The following is a 19,346-nucleotide window of genomic DNA, read 5'->3' as shown; positions in this document are numbered from 1 at the left end:
CCTGGGGGCATGGACGTCGTCGGATCCCGTCGTGGGTACCTCTGGTGGGCTGGGCTCGTGGCGGTGGTGACCGGGGTCCAGTACCTCGTGCTGGAGGCGGTGGCCGCCTCGGCGTGGCGGGATCCGCCCTACGACTACGTCTTCAACTACATCAGCGACCTCGGCGTGCCCGGACCGAGGTCGGACTCCGGCGGGCGGGTGCTGGACTCGCCGCTGGCCGCGGTGATGAACACGGCGTTCGTGGTGCAGGGCATCGGGTTGCTGGTGGTGGCGCTGGTGCTCGCCGCGCACCTGCACGGCCTGCGGCGGTACCTGGTCGTGGTGTTCGCGGTCTGCCACTTCCTCGGCAACGTGCTGGTGGCCCTCTTCCACAGCACCACGCCCGGCGCCTACCACGTGGTCGGCGCGGTGCTGGCGATCGTGGGCGGCAACCTCCTGGCGCTCACCGCGAGCACGCGGAGGTGGCTGGTCGTGCTGCCGGTGCTGGGGCTGGTGAGCGCACTGCTGATCGGGCGGGTCGGCGCGGGCGTGGTGGACGGGCTGTGGGAGCGGGGCAGCGTGTACTCGATCACCGCGTGGGAGCTGGTGTGCGGGGTTCTCCTGCTGTGGCAGGGCAGCCGTTGTGTGGAGCGGTTGGGCGCCTGGGAGAATCCGACCCGTTATGAGCCTTGATACCGAGCTGGTCCTCGAGTGGTTCGACGAGAAGGCCCGCGACCTGCCGTGGCGGCACGCGGACTGCACGGCGTGGGGTGTGCTGGTCAGCGAGATCATGCTGCAGCAGACGCCGGTGGCGCGGGTGGAGCCGATCTGGCGGGAGTGGTTGGCCCGGTGGCCGAAACCGTCCGACATGGCCGCCGCCACGCAGGGCGAGGTCGTGCGGGCGTGGGGGAAGCTCGGGTACCCGCGGCGGGCGCTGCGGCTGCACGCGGCCGCCGCCGTGATCGCGGCCGAGCACGACGACGTCGTCCCGTCCGATGTGGACACCCTGCTGGGTCTGCCGGGGATCGGCGCGTACACCGCGCGGGCCGTGGCGGCTTTCGCCTACGGGCAACGGGTTCCGGTGGTCGACACGAACGTGCGGCGGGTGGTCGCGCGGGCGGTGCACGGTGCCGCCGACGCCGGGGCGCCGTCGACGACCCGCGACATGGCGGACGTCCAGGCGCTGCTGCCCGAGGAGAACGCTGCCATCTACTCCGCGGCGCTGATGGAGCTCGGCGCGCTGGTCTGCACGGCACGCGCGCCGCGGTGCGCGGACTGCCCGGTCTACGGCGAGTGCGCGTGGCAGCTGGCCGGACGGCCGGAGTACGCGGGGCCGGTGAAGGTGGCGCAGAAGTTCGCGGGCACGGACCGGCAGGTGCGCGGGCTGCTGCTGGACGTGTTGCGCGGCACCAGCGACGCCGTGCCGAAGGCGAAGCTCGACGTGGTGTGGTCGGACGCCGGGCAGCGCGACCGCTGCCTGCACTCGCTGCTGGAGGACGGGCTGGTCGAGCAGACCGCGAGCGGGCTGTTCGCGCTGCCGGGAGAGCACTGATGGCGCAGGCCGTGGTGGTGTTCTTCGACGACGAGGCCGACGCCGCCGTGCGCCGGTCGTGGGCGCGGCTGCGCGACGCGGGCGTGCCACCCGCGGACGGGTACCCGCCGCACCTGTCCTACGCCTCCGCCGGGTCGATCCCGCGCGGCGCGCGGACGGCGCTGCGGGACGAGCTGCGGCAGCTGTGGTTGCCGGGCATGGCGTTGGAGAACCTGTCGTCGTTCGCCACGAGCGAGAACGCCCTGGTGCTGGCCGCCGTCGTGGACAGCGAGCTGCTGGCGGTGCACTCCGCCATCCACGACGTGCTGGCCCGCAAGGTGAAGAACCCCAACGCCTACTTCCTGCCCGGCCACTGGGTCCCCCACTGCACGCTCGCCCTCGGGCTGACCGACGAGCAGATGGTCACCGGCTTCGCCGCCCTGCACCCCGTGAGCCCGATCCGCGCGAAGGTGGGGCGGGTGTGCGTGGTCGACTCGCTGACCGGTGAGGTCGAGGACCTCACCTAGCCAGGACGTCGGAGAGGAACGCCTCCACGGCGCCGCGGAACACCCAGGGTGCCTCGTCGTGGACGACGTGGCCGGACTCGGGGACGAGCAGGTGGGTGCCGCCGGTGCGGCGGGCGAGCTCGGCCATCTGGCCGGGGCGCATGCCCCCGCGGCCCGCCTCGATGGCCAGCAGTGGGCAGCGGACGGCGTCGACGAGGTGCCAGTAGTCGCGGACGCCCCACTCGCCCGCGATCTCGTAGAGGTCCTCCAGGCGGGCCAGCAGGTGGTAGCCGTCGGCGCGTTCCTCGAAGAGCTCCTCCACCCGCGGCACGTCGACCACCGACCGGACGTGGGCGAGCGAGCGGAACGGCACGGGCCAGGCGTCGAAGTACCACTTCCAGTCGTCGACGGACTTGCCGGTGTTGTCCGGCACGACGTCCTCGACCACGACGGCGCGCACCAGGTCGGGGTGGGTGGCGGCCAGGCCCATGGCGTGCAGGCCGCCCATGGAGTGGCCGACCAGGACGGCCGGGCCGAGGCCCAGGGCGGTCACGGACTCGGCGGCGTCGGCGATGAAGTCCTCGGTCCGCCACGGCCCGCCGCGGGCCTCGCGGCCGTGGCCGCGGGCGTCCACCGCGACCACCCGGCCGTAGCGGGTGAGCCACTGCGCGACCGTCCACCACGTCGTGGCGCGGCTCATCAACCCGTGCATGAGGAGGATGCCCTGACCGGATCCCCCGAACTCGATGGTGCCCATGCGTGCATCATTGCGGCATGGCAATCAGCCCAAAGGCACGCCCGTACCTGCTGATCGTCGTCATCGCGCTCGTGATCGCGGGCGTGGTGGTGGCCCGGCTGCCAGGCGGAACGGCCCGGACCACCGGGGAGGCGGCCCCGGAGGCGAGCGCCACGACCACCCCGGCCGGTGTGCCGGGTGTCGGCGGCGACGGGGCCGGTGACGCCTACTACCCGCAGGACGGCAACACCGGGTACGACGTCGACCAGTACGACGTGGCGATCAGCTACGACCCGGCGAAGAAGGTCCTGGACGGCAAGGCCACGATCACCGCGAAGGCCACCGAGGACCTCAGCCGGTTCAACCTGGACCTGCACAAGCTGACCGTGAGCGAGGTGCGGGTCGGCGACCAGACGGCGAAGTTCTCCCAGGAAGGTGACCACGAGCTGGTCATCACCCCTGCCTCGACCCTGCCGAAGGACCGGTCGTTCACCGTGGTGGTGACCTACGGGGGCGAGCCGCAGGCGTTCGAGGACAAGGCGCTGGGCACCAGCGGCTGGCAGATCTCCGCGTCCGGCGGGGCGTTCGCCGCGGGCGAGCCGCACTCGGCGACGGCGTGGTTCCCGGCCAACGACACCCCGCGCGACAAGGCCAAGTTCAAGGTCGCCGCGCGGGTGCCCAACGGCTGGTCGGTGATCTCCAACGGCCGTGAGGACGGCTCGTCGACCGCGGACGGGTGGACCACGTTCAAGTGGACCGAGGACACCCCGCTGGCGACGTACCTGGCGACCGTGGCCATCGACAAGTGGAAGTTCGAGCGGTCGCAGCTGCCCGACGGCACGAAGGTCGTGGACGCCTACGCGCCCGGCGCCGAAGGCAAGAAGAACGAGCAGAAGCGGCTGCCGGAGATCCTGGCGTTCCTGTCGGAGAAGTTCGGCCCCTACCCGTTCGACGAGGCGGGCGGCATCTACCTGTCCGACGACATCGGGTTCTCGCTGGAGACGCAGACCAGGCCGATCTACGCGCAGTGGGCCGACCTGGAGACCGTGGTGCACGAGAACGCCCACCAGTGGTTCGGCGACTCGGTGTCCGTGCGGGACTGGGCCGACATCTGCCTGAACGAGTGCTTCGCCAGCTACGCCCAGTGGCTGTGGGCGGAGGCCAAGGAGGGCGCGAACCTCGACGACCGCTACCGGTCGGAGGTCGAGAAGCGCAAGGACAGCGCCCAGTACTGGGGGCGCAAGCTCTACGACATGGGGCGCGGCAACGAGTTCCGCGGCGTCTACGACAAGGGCATCCTGGCGTTGCACGCGCTGCGCAGGCAGGTCGGCGACCAGGCGTTCGACCAGGTGCTCAAGGGGTGGACCTCGGCGCACCAGGGCGGCAACGGGACGTGGCCGGAGTTCGAGCAGCACGTGGAGAAGGTGTCCGGGCAGGACCTGGAGGGGTTCTTCGCGGCGTGGTTCCGGGGTGACCAACGCCCCTCCGACGAGTACCTGCTGCCCGGCACGTTGCGCCGATAGGCTGGGAACCATGGCAGTCGTGAAGATCAACGCGATCAAGGTCCCCGAGGGCGCGGGCCCCGAGCTGGAGAAGCGGTTCGCCGCCCGACTGGGGACGGTGGACTCCTCCCCCGGTTTCCTGGGCTTCGAGCTGCTGCGCCCCGTGCAGGGTGACGACCGGTACTTCGTCTACACCCGCTGGGAGACCGACGAGGACTTCGAGAACTGGAAGAACGGCGGCGCCCGCGAGGCCCACGCCGGTGAGCGCGCGAAGCCGGTCGCGAGCGGCGCCGACCTGCTCGAGTTCGAGGTCGTGCTCAGCTCCACGCCCCAAAAGGATGCTTGACCGGGCAGCCGAGCTGCTCGCCCGCGCCGACGCGGTCCTGATCTGCGCCGGTGCGGGCATGGGCGTGGACTCCGGCCTTCCCGACTTCCGCGGTGACCGCGGGTTCTGGCAGGCGTACCCGCCGTACGAACGGCTCGGCCTCAGCTTCGTCGAACTGGCCGACCCGGCGCACTTCGCCGACGACCCCGCGCTCGCCTGGGGGTTCTACGGGCACCGGCTGCACCTCTACCGCGACACCGTGCCGCACCCCGGTTTCGCGCTGCTGCGCACGTGGGGCACCGAACAGCGGGTGTTCACGTCCAATGTGGATGGTCAGTTCCAGGTGGCCGGGTTCCCGCACGTCGCCGAGGTGCACGGCTCGATCCACCACCTCCAGTGCGTGCAACCCTGCACCGACGACATCTGGGCCGCCGACGACCTCGTCGTCACCGTCGACCCCACGACGATGCGCGCCACCGGCCCGTTGCCGAGCTGCCGCAACTGCGGCGGGCTGGCGCGGCCGAACATCCTGATGTTCGGGGACCACGACTGGGTCGGCACGCGCAGCCAGGCGTCGTTGGACGAGCTGACCGCGTGGCGGCGCGGGCTGCGCGACCGTTCGCTGGTCGTCGTCGAGATCGGCGCGGGCAACGCCGTCCCCACCGTCCGACGGCAGGCGGAGCTCGCGAGCGCGGCCGGCGGCGCGCTGGTCCGGATCAACCCGCGCGAGCCCGACGTCCGGCACGGGCGCGGGATCGGGTTGGCGATGGGGGCTCTGGAGGCCCTCACCGAGCTGGCACGACGAACTGCGTGACGACCGCCCGGTGGTCCGTACCGCCGATGGTGATCACACCGTAGGTGTCCACCGGGCAGCGGTTGTCGACCAGCACGTGGTCCAGCGTCACCGGCGGCGGCCAGAACCGCCCCGACGGCCACGTCGGCTCCAGCCCCGCCCCCACCTCGTCACCGGCGTCCACGTACCCGTTGGCCAGCAGCCTGCGCAGCCCCACGTGGTCCAGCGTCGCGTTGAAGTCCCCCGCCAACACCCTCGGCGGCCCGTTCACGTCCCGGTTGGGCAGCCCGGCCAGCTCCCGCTGCCACGCCTCCGGCCCCGACGGCACCACCGGCGGCGTCGAGTGCACCGACAGCACCTCGATGTCCTGCGAGCCCGGCAGGTCCACCAACGCCCCCACCTGCCTCATCCCGCTCGGCGGCGTCAACGTCTTCGCGGTCAACCCGTACCTCGACGCGATCCCCGACCCGTACCCCTCGACCTCGGGCTGGAACAACCGGTTCGGCAACACCTCCCGGAGCCCGGCCCGGTCCAACGCCAGCACGGCCTCCTGCGTCAGCTCCTGCAACGCCAGCACGTCCACCTGGTTCGACCGCACCGCCGCCACGACCCCCACCGCGTCGGCCTCCCCCAGCAGCAGGTTCACCGACATCACCCGGACCTCGGTCCCCACCCCGTTCGGCCTCGAGTCCGGGAACGCCCTGGGCGCCACCGCCGCCACCAGCACCACCGCCACCAGCAACACCACCATCCCGGCGGCCCAGCGGCGCAACAGCAACGCGACACACCCCAACAACACCCCCGCCGCCGCCGTGTACGGCGTCAACGCGGTCACCGCGATCATGTACCGATTGCCGTCGATCCCCAACAACCGAAGACCCGCCGCGACCAGGAACACCCCGGTGAGCAGAACCAGGAAAGCCGACAACGGCCCCCCACCCACCCGCCGCCGTCGCACCACTTCGGTATCGGCCACCCAGCCAGTCTGCCCGAAGGAGGACACGGCAAGGCCGAGTTGGACAGACGCGCAGGTCAGCCAGGGCGAGGCAGGAGGTGGCGGGGACAGGGGGTTGGTGGGGACAGGGGTGGTGCAAGGTCAGGGCGAGGCAGGTGGAGCGGGGCTAGGCAGAGCGAGGCGAAGCGAGACAGGACCTGCCTTGCGAACCACAGCAACGCAGGCCGCTTGAACACAGGTTCCGCTTTGAAAGCCCGAAGCAACCCAACCCGCCGGAACGCGACACCACCACTCAACGTGGTCGATTTGACTTGGGGGATCGGCCCTTACACTTGCCGGTCGGGCTGCATCACCACCCTGCCCTTGAGGCCCGGCAAGGGCCGATCGAGGGGCCCCAAGTCAAATCGACCACACCACGCACGGACCTTCAACCGCGGACCCACCCAACCGCTACCTGGCCAACACCCACCACGACCAGGCCAACCCACCACCAAACAGGCCCCAACCAGACGGAACCCACGCCACCGGCCAGGTCCCCCAAAAACCAAGACCCCCCGACACAAAACGCTACCCACCACCACCGACAAAAACCGCCCCCAACCCCCACCAGCCACAACACACAAAACGCCCCCGGTCCGAAGACCAGGGGCGCTTCGCGCTACTGCTACTACCTCACTCGCCGACTGCCTCGGCTTCACCAGCGGACTCGCCGCCACCGGAGGCGGAGAGCTCGACCGGCGGGGAGTCCGGGACGCGGTTGGGCTTGGCTTCGCCGCGGAACACGAAGTGCGCCTTGTCGTCGGGCGTGCCTTCGCCGTCCCAGCCCTCGACGTCGGTGAGGACGATCTGGCCCGGCTGGATCTCGCCGAACAGGATCTTCTCCGACAGGGCGTCCTCGATCTCCCGCTGGATCGTGCGGCGCAGCGGGCGGGCGCCGAGCACGGGGTCGAAGCCACGGGTGGCCAGGAGCTTCTTGGCCCTGTCCGTGAGCTCGATCGCCATGTCCTTGTTCTTCAACTGCGCCTCGACGCGGTTGATCATCAAGTCCACCATCTCGATGATCTGGTCCTGGGTGAGCTGGTGGAAGACGATGATGTCGTCGATGCGGTTGAGGAACTCCGGCCTGAAGTGCTTCTTCAGCTCGTCGTTGACCTTGTTCTTCATGCGCTCGTAGTTCGACGCGCCGTCCTGGCCCGTGGTGAAGCCCAGCCCCACGGCCTTGGAGATGTCCGACGTGCCCAGGTTGGACGTGAAGATGATGACGGTGTTCTTGAAGTCCACCGTCCGGCCCTGACCGTCGGTCAGGCGCCCGTCCTCCAGGACCTGGAGCAGCGTGTTGTAGATCTCCTGGTGCGCCTTCTCGATCTCGTCGAACAGCACCACGGAGAACGGCTTGCGGCGCACCTTCTCGGTGAGCTGGCCGCCCTCTTCGTAGCCGACGTAGCCGGGAGGGGCACCGAACAGCCGCGACGCGGTGTAGCGGTCGTGGAACTCACCCATGTCGATCTGGATGAGCGCGTCCTCTTCACCGAACAGGAACTGCGCGAGCGCCTTGGACAGCTCGGTCTTGCCGACACCGGACGGGCCGGCGAAGATGAACGAGCCGGACGGGCGCTTCGGGTCCTTCAGACCCGCTCGCGTGCGGCGGATCGCCTTGGACACGGCCTTGACCGCGTCGACTTGGCCGATGATGCGCTTGTGGAGCTCGTCCTCCATGCGGAGCAGACGGGTCGTCTCCTCCTCGGTGAGCTTGAAGACGGGGATGCCGGTCCAGTTCGCCAGCACCTCGGCGATCTGCTCGTCGTCGACCTCGGCGACGACGTCGAGGTCACCGTCCTTCCACTGCTTCTCGCGCTCGGCCTTCTGCCCGAGCAGGGTCTTCTCGGCGTCGCGGAGCTTCGCGGCGCGCTCGAAGTCCTGCGCGTCGATGGCCGACTCCTTGTCCCTGCGGACGTCGGCGATCTTCTCGTCGAACTCGCGCAGGTCCGGCGGGGCGGTCATCCGGCGGATGCGCATCCGCGCGCCCGCCTCGTCGATCAGGTCGATCGCCTTGTCCGGGAGGAACCGGTCGTTGATGTACCGGTCGGCCAGGGTGGCGGCCGCGACGAGCGCGGAGTCCGTGATCGAGACGCGGTGGTGCGACTCGTAGCGGTCGCGCAGACCCTTGAGGATCTCGATCGTGTGCTCCAGCGACGGCTCGCCGACCTGGATCGGCTGGAACCGGCGCTCCAGGGCGGGGTCCTTCTCGACGTACTTGCGGTACTCGTCGAGCGTGGTCGCGCCGATGGTCTGGAGCTCACCGCGGGCCAGCATCGGCTTGAGGATGCTGGCGGCGTCGATCGCGCCCTCGGCGGCACCCGCACCCACGAGGGTGTGGATCTCGTCGATGAACAGGATGATGTCGCCGCGGGTGCGGATCTCCTTGAGGACCTTCTTCAGGCGCTCTTCGAAGTCACCGCGGTAGCGGGAGCCGGCGACCAGGGAGCCCAGGTCAAGCGTGTAGAGCTGCTTGTCCTTGAGCGTCTCGGGCACCTCGCCCTTGACGACCATCTGCGCGAGGCCCTCGACGACGGCGGTCTTGCCGACGCCGGGCTCGCCGATGAGCACCGGGTTGTTCTTGGTGCGGCGGGACAGCACCTGCATGACCCGCTCGATCTCCTTGGAGCGCCCGATCACCGGGTCGAGCTTGCCCTCGCGCGCGCTGGCGGTGAGGTTGCGCCCGAACTGGTCGAGCACCAGGGAGGACGAGGGAGTGCCCTCGCCGCGACCGCTGGTCTCCGTGGGCTCCTTGTTGGAGTAGCCGGACAGGAGCTGCAGCACCTGCTGGCGCACCCGGTTGAGGTCGGCTCCCAGCTTGACCAGGACCTGCGCCGCGACGCCTTCGCCCTCGCGGATCAGGCCGAGCAGGATGTGCTCGGTGCCGATGTAGTTGTGGCCGAGCTGCAGCGCTTCGCGCAAGGACAGCTCGAGGACTTTTTTCGCTCGCGGGGTGAAGGGGATGTGACCGCTCGGGGCCTGCTGGCCCTGGCCGATGATTTCCTCGACCTGCTGGCGGACACCTTCGAGGGCGATCCCCAACGACTCCAGCGCCTTGGCGGCGACACCTTCACCCTCGTGGATCAACCCCAGGAGGATGTGCTCGGTGCCGATGTAGTTGTGGTTGAGCATCCGGGCCTCTTCTTGGGCCAGGACAACCACCCGCCTCGCGCGGTCGGTGAACCTTTCGAACATTCGCACTCCCTGACTGCTGCGCCGGCGGTCCTCGGGCTCACCACTGGCAGACCGTGGAGAGCGCGGCACCGTGCCGACCACTGTAGTCGGCGGGGCCATCGCTCTCAGTTCCCGTGCGCAGCTGGCCGCCCTCGGGGAACTCTTACACCCTCGTCAACGCACGTTGTGCCAGGCAGATTCCTCGTTGAGGGCCATGTCCGCTGAGCGCGAACAGCCACCCGTTCGGTGGAGTCTTCGGTGACCGGCATCACTCGCAAGGCCCAACGGGGAGCGAACTAGGTAAGGTTAGGCAATCCTCAGCCACCCGGACCAGCGAGGCCCTGCCCATGACGATACCGGCCGACGTGCGGACGCGACACGCGTCCACGCCCGTTGCCGAGTCCATCACCAGGGTCGCCTCCCGCGGTGATGACGTCGAGGTCCGCTTCGGCCTCCCGGAACAGCACGACGACTGGCTCCTCTGCTCCGACGCCCTCACCGACCCGACGGTCTTCGACAGGTGGCGCAAGGCGCTCGCGAGCTGGCTGGAGGTCGAGTACGGCGAGTCCTCCGACCGCGCCACCGCCGGCTACGTCATGGGCTGGTACCTCAGCGTCCCCGCCCAACTGGCAGGCCTCCTCTTCCACAGCGCCCGCCGCGCCCCGTCCCTGAAGCCCGCCGACCTCGCCTTCCGCATCTCGGGCGACCGCCCCCAGGTCGCGGGCATCGCGCTGCTGTCGGACGAGTTCGCCTGCCTCCCCGACGACCCAGCGGGCAACCACCCCGCCGCCACCGTCGTAGCCGACGAATCCGCTCTCGCCGCCCTGCTCCGCGCCAAGTACGTCGCCCACGCCGCCGAGTTCGTCAAGTCCTACGGCCCCACGGTCCGCCTCGGCCGCCGCATGCTCTGGGCCGCCGCCACCGACGCGTTGGACAAGGGCACCTGGCTGGCAGGCCGCTCCTGCGGCGACGAGGCCACCGGCGTCTCCGACGCCGCCATGCTCCTACCAGACAAAATCGCCCCCCTCACCTCCGGCTCGACCATGCGCTTCACCAACGGCGAATGGACCCGCAGCCGCCAAAGCTGCTGCTTCACCTACGTCCTCCCCAACGCCACAGAATGCGACACCTGCCCCCGCATCTGCCACTGAAACCGCAACAGCGAGGCGCAGGGCGTAGACGTAGGGCGAGCACGCCAACACCCCGTTGGGCGCAGCCCGCCAACGCGCATCCGGCGCGGAGCGCCTGGGGCCTTGTCCGCAGCGAAGCAAGGATGCCTGGTCAGGCGAAGCCTGATGCCCGAGTCGGGCGGAGCCCGATGCTGGCGAAGCCAGATCTACCCCTGCCCCCGATACACAGCGCCCTCCTGCCCTGCCCCGCTTTGTCAAGATGGCTTTATCGTCTTGACAAAGCGGGGCAGGGCATTGAGACAATCGCGCGCCGGGGGCCGGGCTTCGCACAGGGGTGGGACGACCGGGGCCGGACTTCACCAGGGGTGGGACGGCCGGAACGAGGCTTACCACGGCAGGAGTGCCGGGGGCCGGGCTTCGCACGGGGTGGGAACAACGCAACCGGAGGCAGCCCCTCAAACCCGATGCCGATGCCCGATCGGCACAACCAGCGGCGTCCCCGACACCGGATCCGCCACCACCCTCGCCTCCAACCCGAACACCTCCAGCAGCATCTCCTCCGTCAGCACCTCCCCCGGCTCCCCCTGCACCACGATCCGCCCACCTTTCATCGCCACCAGGTGCTCCGCGTACCGCGCCGCCAGGTTCAGGTCGTGCAGGACCATCACGACCGTCCGCCCCATCTCCCCGTGCAGTCTCTGCACCAGGTCCAGCACGTCGATCTGGTGCGCGAGGTCCAGGTACGTCGTCGGCTCGTCCAGCAGCAGCAACGACGTCCCCTGCGCCAGCGCCATCGAGATCCAGGCCCGTTGCCGCTGCCCGCCGGACAGCTCGTCGACCGTCCGCTCGGCCAGTTCGTCCATCCCCGTCAGCCGCAGCGCCTCGGCCACCGCGGCCTCGTCGTCGGAGGACCACTGCCGGTACCAGGCCTGGTGGGGTTGTCGTCCGCGGGCCACCAGGTCCGCGACGGTCAGCCCTTCGGGTGCCTGCGGGGTCTGCGGGAGCATCCCCAGCACCTTCGCCACCTCGCGGGTCGGGATCCCGTCGATCTTCTTCCCGTCGAGCAGCACGCTTCCGCCGCGCGCGGGCAGCAACCGGCCCAGTGCCCTGAGCAGGGTCGACTTCCCGCACCCGTTGGGGCCGATCACCGCGGTGACCGTGCCGCCGATGATGTCCAGGTCGAGCCCGTCGACGACCATCCGGTCGCCGTACCCGACCGTGAGCCCCGCGGCTTGCAGCCGAACAGTCATACCCGTGCCTCCCGGCGGCCGCGAACGAGCAGGTACATGAGGTAGGGCGCGCCCAGCACGGCCGTGATGACGCCGACCGGCATCTCGAACCCGCCGAACGCGGTCCGCGCGACCAGGTCCGACACCACCACCAACAGTCCGCCCACCACCGACGACCCGAGCAGCGGCGGGGTGGCCGTGGCCGCCACCCGCGAGGCGATCTGCGGGGCCGCCAGCGCGACGAAGGCGATCGGGCCCGCGGCGGCGGTGGCGACCGAGGCCAGGGCGATCCCGACCAGCAGCAGCACGCTCCGCGCCGGGTTCAGCCGCACGCCGAGTCCGCGCACGGTGTCGTCGCCGAACTGGAGCGCCCCCAGCACGTGGGCGCAGACGAACGCGACCGGCATCAGGACCACCAGTGCCGCGCCCACCGGCACCACGTGCTCCCACCCGCGGCCGTTGAGGCTGCCGGTGATCCACACCATCGCGCGGGCGGCGTCGTTCACGTCGCCCGCGGTCAGCAGGTACTGGGTCAGGTTGCCCGCGATCGCCGCGACCCCCACCCCGACCAGGACCATCCGGAAGCCCTCGATGCCCTTGCGCCACGCCAGCGCGTAGACGAGCACCCCGAAGAACAGCCCTCCGGCCAGCGCCGCGACCGGGATGCCGACCTCGGCCACCGGTCCGGTCAGCACCCCGCCGAACGTGATCACCGAGACCGCGCCGACGCTGGCGCCCCAGGTGACCCCGAGGATGTCGGGGCTGGCCAGCGGGTTGCGCGCCACGGCCTGGAAGATCGCGCCCGCCAGCGCCAGCGCCGCGCCGACGAGCACCGCCGTCAGCGACCGGGGCAGTCGCAGGTCCAGCACGATGAACCGGTGGCTGGTCCGGCCGCCGCCCAGCAGGACGTCGAGGACCTGCCCGATCGTGAGCGGGAAGTCGCCCCGGCCGATGTTCACCGCCATGGCCAGCGCCAACAAGACGAGGCCGCCCACCACCAGTACCAACGGCCGCCAGCGCAGCGGCCAGGAGAACGGGCCGAGCCGCAGCCCCTTGCGCGCCTCCACGACCGCCGCCTCCGGGACGTCCACCGCGGCGCTCACAGCTTCACCAGCTTCTTGCGCCGCACGAGCGCGATGAAGAAGGGCGCGCCGAACACCGCCATCATGATGCCGACCTCCAGTTCCGCGGGCCGGGCCACGACCCGGCCCAGGACGTCCGCCACGAGGAGCAGCGCGGCACCGAGCAGGCCCGAGCAGGGCAGCAGCCAGCGGTAGTCGGGGCCGGTGACCGCGCGGGCCGCGTGCGGGACGACCAGGCCGAGGAAGCCGATCGGGCCGCACGCCGCGACGGCGCCGCCGACCAGCAGGGTGATGGCGGCGATGCCGACGACCCTGGTGCGCGCGACCCGCTGGCCCAGTGCGCGGGCCACGTCCTCGCCGAGCGCCAGCGCGTTCACGCCGGGCGCGTTGGCCAGTGCGAGGAGCAGGCCGACGACCAGGAACGGCAGGACCTGCTGGAGCACGCCGAGGTCGCGGCCGGAGACGGCACCGACCTGCCAGAACCGGAACGCGTCGAGGCTCTGCCGGTCCAGTAGCACGAGGGCGGACACCAGGCCGTGCATCAGCGCGCTCACGGCGGCGCCCGCGAGGGCGAGGGTGACCGGGGTCGGGCCCGCGCGGCCCGAGGAGCCGAGGAGGAACACGACGGCGCTGGCGGCGAACGCGCCGAGGAAGGCGAACCAGACGTAGGAGCTGAGGCTGGTGATGCCGAGGGTGAAGATCGCGAGGACGACGGCGAAGGAGGCGCCGTGGGTGACGCCGAGGATGCCGGGGTCGGCCAGCGGGTTGCGGGTGTGGCCCTGCATGAGGGCTCCGCCGACGCCGAGGGCGATGCCGACCGCGATGCCGATCAGGGTGCGCGGGACGCGCAGCTCGCGGATGACGACGTCGTCCTCGAGGCCCGTGGGCGCGGTGAGGGCGTGCCACACCCCGTCGAGCGCTATCTCCTTGGAGCCGATGGCGATGCTCGCGACGGTGGCCGCGGCCAGTGCGAGCACCAGCAGGGCCAGCCCGACGAGCCGCCGACGGCGCTGTCCGGGTGCCAAGTACCGCTCCTCGCCCGCGAGTCCGCTTCTTCGGTGAGGGCAGCCTAACCGAAGTAGTACGGGTTCCCGCAGGGCAGGGACCGGGGTGTCGCGCGGGCACGCGCGCCGGACGGGCCGACGGCCTTTTCCCCGGTGTTATTCGTTGTTGATCAATACGACCGGCTACCGACCGAAGCCGACCAATCACCCAATTGACGACCGAGAGGCGCCGGACCCCAATCCGACGCCCCTTCGTTGATCTACGTAATTGGGGCGTCCCACACCCCTTAAACCCCCGGTCAGCCCTGCTGGTGGTAAGCGTCCAGGACCTCGGCCGGGATACGGCCGCGATCGGACACCTTCATGCCCTGCTTGCGGGCCCACTCGCGAATGGCCTGGTTCTGCTCCCTATCCGCCGATGCCGGACGAGCAGCGGTCTTAACCCCGGCCGGACGACCCGGCCCCCTCTTGCGGCCACCGGCACGACGCGCACTGGTGACGAAGTCCGCGAGTACGTCGCGGAGCTTGCCCGCATTGTCCGGAGAAAGGTCGATCTCATAGGCGACGCCGTCCAGGCCGAAGCCGACGGTCTCCTCTGCCCTGGAACCGTCCAGGTCATCGACCAGGGTCACGGTGACCTTCTGCGCCATGCGTATCCTCCTGGACTCGAATGCGCGGTACTGCTACCCCGACCGCGACCGAAAACAATGTCGTCGAGCAGGTTAGCGCAGAACTACGGATATGCACCTGCCAGCGTCCGAGACGTTACTTCATTCAGGCCTGCGCACTGCTCCAAACAGGATCGCTGCCGGTGATGGGCTTCCGCGGTCGCTTCCGCCATTCCCGCGGACGGGATCGGTGGCATTCCGTACCGCCCCGATCGCAGAAAGTCTTGACCGGCCTGCAACCCTTCGACGGTGTGGTGCGTGTAGCGGCACGAGCCGGCCGCCGGTCCACCGCCCGTTCTAGTCGGAACCGTTGCGCAAGAACACTGCCGAACTCGTCCGGGTGATCTACTCCGCGAGTGGTTCGGACAACGACCACATGGTGAGAGCGCACACTCTCCGTCGTATAACGGTCGGTCTCGGGGCCCGCGGACGAAGGGTCCAGTCCGCCGCGCCACCCCCTAATTCGGGTTTCGCGCCGAGTTCCGGTGGGCGCAAACGGAAAGCGCTCGCTGTCGGGCAGGATCACACGGGACGTTCCGGCAGAAAGTGGTGTACGTCTCCCAGTTCCCCGTACTCCCGGTTCACGCTCTCCGGACCGTTCGAAACCGTTCGCACCCACCCAATCGAGACCGTTTTTCACCCATGCGCACGGTAACCCGAGAACGTCTTGGCTGGTCACGGAACTCCGCCAGTCGGCCTACTCGCGAACGGCCCACTCCCGGAAGAGCGGTGGGTAATTCGAACGGGGTGACGACCGGTCTCGGTAAGTTGAACGCGTGACGAGTGCCGATGATCGACCTCACCACGCTGTCCCCCACCTCGCCCGCAGGGCGAGCTCGTTCGGAGCACGGGCATCCGACTACGCGACCCACCGCCCGGACTACCCGGTGGCCGCCGTGCGCTGGGCGTTGGAACCCGTCGACACGACGGGCCAGCCGCGCGTGCTGGACCTCGGGGCGGGCACCGGGAAGCTGACCGGGGTGCTGTGCGCCGAGGGCCACCAGGTGACCGCGGTCGAGCCGGATGAGGCGATGCTGTCCGAACTGGTCCGGTTGCACGGCGGTGTGCGGGCGCTGCCCGGCACCGCGGAGAGGATCCCGCTGCCGGACGGCACGATGGACGCCGTCGTCGTCGGCCAGGCGTTCCACTGGTTCGACCAGGAGAAGGCGCTGACCGAGATCGCACGGGTGCTCAAGCCCGGCGGTGTCGTCGCCGCGCTGTGGAACGCCGACGACGTGGACGTGGAGTGGGTCGCCGGGTTCGGCGAGGTGAGCCAGTCGCCCCTGGGCGCCAGGGACTTCGACGTCACCCACGTGATGCCCGCGCACCCGCTCTACACCGACTCAGAGCAGGCCACGTTCCCGCACGCCCAGCGGCGCACGGCCGAGTCGCTGGTGGCCACCGTCAGCACGCACTCCCACGTGCTGGTGGCGCCCGACGACGAGCGCGAGGAGCTGGTCGGCAGGATGCTGGCCTACCTGAAGTCCCGTCCGGAGACCGCGACCGGCGAGTTCGACCTGCCCATGCGCACCCTGGTGAAGCGCCAGGTCCGCGTCTGACCGTCCGGGCGGGGGCGTCAAGGCGCCCCCGCCCGGCACCTCAGCGCATGTTGCGCTCGAAGACCAGCCGCAGGCCCAGCAGGGTCAGGTCGGGCACGTGGTGCTTGATCGTCGCGGACTCCGACACCACGAGCGGCGCGAGGCCGCCGGTGGCGATCACGGTGACCTCGCCGGGCTCGGTGGCGCCCAGCTCCTCGATGATCCGGGTGACCAGACCGTCGACCTGGCCGACGAACCCGTAGACGATGCCGGACTGCAGGCACTCCACGGTGTTCTTGCCGATCACCGCGCGCGGCCGGACCAGCTCGACCTTGCTGAGCTGGGCGGCGCGGGCGGCCAGCGCGTCCAGCGAGATCTCGATGCCGGGCGCCAGCGCGCCGCCGAGGAACTCGCCCTTCGCGGAGATCACGTCGAGGTTGGTGGACGTGCCGAAGTCGACCACGACGCAGGCGGTGCTGTGCAGGTGGTGGGCGGCCAGGGTGTTGATCACCCGGTCCGAGCCCACCTCCTTCGGGTTGTCCACGAGCAGCGGCACGCCGGTGCGGATGCCGGGCTCCACCACGACCTTCGGCACCTTCGAGTAGTACCGGCCCAGCATCACGCGCAGCTCGCGCAGCACCGCGGGCACGGTGGACAGCGCGGAGATGCCGGTGATCCGGTCGGCGTACTCGCCGAGCAGGCCGCGCATCGTGAGCGCCAGCTCGTCGGCGGTCATCCTGGCGTCGGTGCGCATCCGCCAGTCGCGCACGAGCGCCGCCTGGTCGCCCAGCCCGTCGTACAGGCCGAGCACGATGTTGGTGTTGCCGACGTCGATCGCGAGCAGCACTGGGCGTTCCTCAGTTCTCGGCTTGGATCAGGGCGTCGAGCGCGGCGGCGTCCGCGGTCTCGGCGGCGGTGATGGCCCCGCTGCTCAGCCCGGAGCCCTCCGGGGCGTGCGCGAGGTCCGCGCCGAGCTCGACGACCTTGTTGTCGGCGTCCACGAAGACGACCTTCGGCTCGTACTTGCGCGCCTCGGCGTCGTCCATGGCGCCGTAGGCGATCAGGATGACCAGGTCGCCGGGCTGGACGAGGTGCGCGGCGGCACCGTTGATGCCGATCACGCCGCTGCCGCGCTCGCCCGCGATGACGTAGGTCTCCAGCCGGGCGCCGTTGGTGACGTCCACGATCGCGACCTGCTCGCCCGCCAGCAGGTCCGCGGCCTCCATCAGGTCGAGGTCGACGGTGACCGAGCCGACGTAGTGCAGGTCGGCCTGGGTCACGGTGGCCCGGTGGATCTTGGACTTGAGCATGGTGCGGAACATGACGGCCTTCCCCCTCAGTCGTCGCCGTCGCCCAGGAGCACGGCGGCGTTGTCGATCAGACGTGTCGTGCCGACGCGGGCGGCCACGAGCAGCCTGGCGTCGCCCTTCTCCGGTGCCGGGCCGAGGTCGGGCGCGCGGAGCTCCAGGTAGTCCAGGTCGATGCCGGGGACGGCGGCCAGCGTGTCCCGCGCGGTCTTCAGCACGGCCTCCGGCCCCTGGGCGCTGACGTGCGCGCCGGCGACCAGCGCGGCGGACAGGCCGACCGCGGTCTGGCGCTCCTCCGCGCTGAGGAACCGGTTGCGCGAGGACAGCGCGAGGCCGTCGTGCTCGCGGACGGTCGGCACGCCGACGACGTCGAGCGGGAAGTTCAGCTCCCGCGCCATCCGGTGGACCAGGGTGAGCTGCTGGTAGTCCTTCTCGCCGAACACCGCGTAGGTGGGGCCGACGATGTTGAACAGCTTCGCCACGACGGTCAGCACGCCGTCGAAGTGGCCGGGGCGGGTCGCGCCCTCCAGCTCGTTGCCCAGCGCGCCCGGCGAGATGGACACGTTGGTGCCGAACGGGTACATGTCCTCGACGCTGGGGGCGAAGACGATGCCGACGCGCTCCTCGCGGCAGATGTCCACATCGGACTCCAGCGCGCGCGGGTAGCGGGCGAGGTCCTCGTTCGGCCCGAACTGCAAGGGGTTCACGAACACCGACACCACGACGACCGTGTTCTGCATGACCTGCGCTTCGCGGATCAGCTTGCGGTGCCCCGCGTGCAGCGCGCCCATCGTGGGCACGAGCGCGATGTTGCGACCGGCCGCGCGCAGCGCGCGGACGACCCGCGTCAGCCGCGCCGGGTCGTGGTGGACGGTCACCCCCGTGGGGCTGTAGTCGGCCTTGGACAGGGGCTTCGTCATGCGTCGTCCTCAAGGGTGGTTCGGACTTCGGTGGCGGCCTCGGGCTTGAGCAGGCCCGCCGCCAGGGCGCGGTCGGCGGTGCGCCGGGCCAGCACCCGGTAGGAGGGCAGCGTCTCCGGTGCCCGTTCGGCGAGGACGGCGAGGTGCTTGCCGACCGTGCCGACGTCGCCGCGGGAGACCGGGCCGGTGAGGGCGCGGTCGCCGTGCCGCAGCGCGTTGTCCAGCGCCGCGGACAGCAGCGGGCCGAGCAGCCGCTCCGGGCCGGCGATCCCGGCCGAGCGCAGCAGGTCCGCGCACTCGGTGACCAGGGTGACCAGGTGGTTCGCGCCGTGCGCGAGCGCGGCGTGGTAGAGCGGGCGGACGTGCTCGGGGATGCGCACCGGGTCCGCTTCCATCTCCACGACGAGCGCCTCGCCGACGCTCCAGGCCGCCTCGTCGCCGTCCGCCGCCGTCACGCCGACGCTGGCGGCGGTCATCCGCAGGAGGTCCTCGGTGCGGCCGGTGAACGTCATCACGGGGTGCAGCGCCACGCACAGCGCGCCGATCTCGGCGGCCGGGGCGAGCACGCCGACACCGTGGGCGCCGCTGGTGTGCACGACGATCTGGCCCGCGCGCAGCGATCCCGTGGCGACCAGGCCGCGCACGAGGCCCGGCAGCGCGTCGTCCGGGACGGCGAGCAGCAGCAGGTCCGCGGCGACCGCGACGTCGGGCGGGGTCAGCACGGGCACGTCGGGCAGCAGGTCCTCGGCGCGGCGCAGGGAGGCCTGGGAGACGGCGCTCACGGCGACCGTGAGGTGGCCGGCGCGCGCCAGTGCGGCGCCCAGCACCGAACCGACACGGCCGGCGGAGATGACCCCGACGGCGAGTCTGGCCGGGCGGTTCACGGCGTCGTGTCCGCTCGGGTGGTCGCGCTCATTGCGACTGGCTCCTT

19 protein-coding genes are annotated in these 19,346 nt (G+C 70.7%); 8 read left to right on the top strand and 11 right to left on the bottom strand.

The features are described from left to right. Positions 1–9: 9 nt before the first annotated feature. Genes CLV43_RS02740 through CLV43_RS02730 form a run of 3 tightly spaced genes read left to right on the top strand, consistent with a single transcriptional unit; the run spans position 10 to position 2,037 of the window. Positions 10–672, top strand: a complete 663-nt coding sequence (locus tag CLV43_RS02740; protein WP_106185331.1) for a DUF998 domain-containing protein — start codon at positions 10–12, stop codon at positions 670–672. After that, the gene (locus CLV43_RS02735) at positions 662–1,531 is read left to right on the top strand and encodes an HhH-GPD family protein (protein WP_106185330.1); all 870 of its coding nucleotides are present in this window, start codon (positions 662–664) and stop codon (positions 1,529–1,531) included. The genes CLV43_RS02740 and CLV43_RS02735 overlap by 11 nt, the downstream gene beginning before the upstream one ends. After that, positions 1,531–2,037, top strand: a complete 507-nt coding sequence (locus tag CLV43_RS02730; protein ID WP_106185329.1) for a 2'-5' RNA ligase family protein — start codon at positions 1,531–1,533, stop codon at positions 2,035–2,037. Before CLV43_RS02735 ends, CLV43_RS02730 begins: the two co-directional genes overlap by 1 nt. Here CLV43_RS02730 and CLV43_RS02725 read toward each other — a convergent pair. Continuing rightward, positions 2,030–2,773 (bottom strand): alpha/beta fold hydrolase, encoded by a 744-nt coding sequence (locus CLV43_RS02725; RefSeq protein ID WP_106185328.1) that lies wholly within the window; start codon positions 2,771–2,773, stop codon positions 2,030–2,032. The genes CLV43_RS02730 and CLV43_RS02725 overlap by 8 nt on opposite strands. A gap of 17 nt (positions 2,774–2,790) precedes the next feature. On the opposite strand from CLV43_RS02725, the gene CLV43_RS02720 reads away from it, so the two are divergent. From CLV43_RS02720 to CLV43_RS02710, 3 genes are read left to right on the top strand one after another with little or no spacing between them, the layout of a single operon-like run. Continuing rightward, positions 2,791–4,275 carry a M1 family metallopeptidase gene (locus CLV43_RS02720; RefSeq protein WP_106185327.1) on the top strand — a complete coding sequence of 495 codons (1,485 nt, stop codon included), beginning with the start codon at positions 2,791–2,793 and terminating at the stop codon, positions 4,273–4,275. Between the two features lie 10 nt (positions 4,276–4,285). Next, complete coding sequence (locus CLV43_RS02715) at positions 4,286–4,600, top strand: antibiotic biosynthesis monooxygenase family protein (protein ID WP_106185326.1); 315 nt, start codon at positions 4,286–4,288, stop codon at positions 4,598–4,600. Then, positions 4,593–5,393 (top strand): SIR2 family NAD-dependent protein deacylase, encoded by an 801-nt coding sequence (locus CLV43_RS02710; protein ID WP_106185325.1) that lies wholly within the window; start codon positions 4,593–4,595, stop codon positions 5,391–5,393. Before CLV43_RS02715 ends, CLV43_RS02710 begins: the two co-directional genes overlap by 8 nt. On the opposite strand, the gene CLV43_RS02705 is transcribed toward CLV43_RS02710, so the two are convergent. Both CLV43_RS02705 and CLV43_RS02700 read right to left on the bottom strand, forming a co-directional pair. Next, on the bottom strand, positions 5,365–6,348 hold the full coding sequence (locus tag CLV43_RS02705) for an endonuclease/exonuclease/phosphatase family protein (RefSeq protein WP_211304202.1): 984 nt from the start codon (positions 6,346–6,348) through the stop codon (positions 5,365–5,367). The genes CLV43_RS02710 and CLV43_RS02705 overlap by 29 nt on opposite strands. A gap of 651 nt (positions 6,349–6,999) precedes the next feature. Further along, the gene (locus CLV43_RS02700) at positions 7,000–9,558 is read right to left on the bottom strand and encodes an ATP-dependent Clp protease ATP-binding subunit (protein ID WP_106185324.1); all 2,559 of its coding nucleotides are present in this window, start codon (positions 9,556–9,558) and stop codon (positions 7,000–7,002) included. A gap of 326 nt (positions 9,559–9,884) precedes the next feature. Between CLV43_RS02700 and CLV43_RS02695 the strand changes: the two genes are divergently transcribed. After that, positions 9,885–10,688 carry a (2Fe-2S)-binding protein gene (locus tag CLV43_RS02695; protein WP_211304201.1) on the top strand — a complete coding sequence of 268 codons (804 nt, stop codon included), beginning with the start codon at positions 9,885–9,887 and terminating at the stop codon, positions 10,686–10,688. A gap of 434 nt (positions 10,689–11,122) precedes the next feature. Here the strand turns inward: CLV43_RS02695 and CLV43_RS02690 are convergent, their stop codons facing one another. The 4 genes from CLV43_RS02690 to CLV43_RS02675 form a co-directional block, all read right to left on the bottom strand. Beyond that, positions 11,123–11,917, bottom strand: a complete 795-nt coding sequence (locus tag CLV43_RS02690; RefSeq protein ID WP_106185323.1) for an ABC transporter ATP-binding protein — start codon at positions 11,915–11,917, stop codon at positions 11,123–11,125. Then, a complete protein-coding gene (locus CLV43_RS02685; protein WP_106185322.1) occupies positions 11,914–12,999 on the bottom strand; it encodes a FecCD family ABC transporter permease in 1,086 nt (361 codons plus the stop codon). The genes CLV43_RS02690 and CLV43_RS02685 overlap by 4 nt, the downstream gene beginning before the upstream one ends. Beyond that, positions 12,996–14,003, bottom strand: coding sequence for a FecCD family ABC transporter permease (locus CLV43_RS02680; RefSeq protein WP_106185321.1), 1,008 nt, complete (start codon positions 14,001–14,003; stop codon positions 12,996–12,998). Before CLV43_RS02680 ends, CLV43_RS02685 begins: the two co-directional genes overlap by 4 nt. A gap of 278 nt (positions 14,004–14,281) precedes the next feature. Then, on the bottom strand, positions 14,282–14,632 hold the full coding sequence (locus CLV43_RS02675) for a histone-like nucleoid-structuring protein Lsr2 (protein WP_106185320.1): 351 nt from the start codon (positions 14,630–14,632) through the stop codon (positions 14,282–14,284). A gap of 794 nt (positions 14,633–15,426) precedes the next feature. On the opposite strand from CLV43_RS02675, the gene CLV43_RS02670 reads away from it, so the two are divergent. Further along, positions 15,427–16,209, top strand: a complete 783-nt coding sequence (locus CLV43_RS02670) for a class I SAM-dependent methyltransferase (protein ID WP_106185319.1) — start codon at positions 15,427–15,429, stop codon at positions 16,207–16,209. Positions 16,210–16,249: 40 nt separating this feature from the next. Here the strand turns inward: CLV43_RS02670 and CLV43_RS02665 are convergent, their stop codons facing one another. From CLV43_RS02665 to CLV43_RS02650, 4 genes are read right to left on the bottom strand one after another with little or no spacing between them, the layout of a single operon-like run. Then, positions 16,250–17,035, bottom strand: a complete 786-nt coding sequence (locus tag CLV43_RS02665) for a type III pantothenate kinase (RefSeq protein WP_106185318.1) — start codon at positions 17,033–17,035, stop codon at positions 16,250–16,252. A gap of 10 nt (positions 17,036–17,045) precedes the next feature. After that, a complete protein-coding gene (gene panD, locus CLV43_RS02660) occupies positions 17,046–17,510 on the bottom strand; it encodes an aspartate 1-decarboxylase (protein ID WP_106185317.1) in 465 nt (154 codons plus the stop codon). A 14-nt stretch (positions 17,511–17,524) separates the two neighbouring features. Continuing rightward, a complete protein-coding gene (gene panC / locus CLV43_RS02655; RefSeq protein WP_106185316.1) occupies positions 17,525–18,415 on the bottom strand; it encodes a pantoate--beta-alanine ligase in 891 nt (296 codons plus the stop codon). Further along, the gene (locus tag CLV43_RS02650) at positions 18,412–19,299 is read right to left on the bottom strand and encodes a Rossmann-like and DUF2520 domain-containing protein (protein ID WP_106185315.1); all 888 of its coding nucleotides are present in this window, start codon (positions 19,297–19,299) and stop codon (positions 18,412–18,414) included. The genes panC and CLV43_RS02650 overlap by 4 nt, the downstream gene beginning before the upstream one ends. Between the last annotated feature and the right edge of the window lie 47 nt (positions 19,300–19,346).

The organism is Umezawaea tangerina, assembly GCF_003002815.1.
GTDB classification, from domain to species: Bacteria; Actinomycetota; Actinomycetes; order Mycobacteriales; family Pseudonocardiaceae; genus Umezawaea; species Umezawaea tangerina.
The sequence above is the reverse complement of the archived record's forward strand: the minus strand, read 5'-3'. Positions and strand labels throughout refer to the sequence as shown.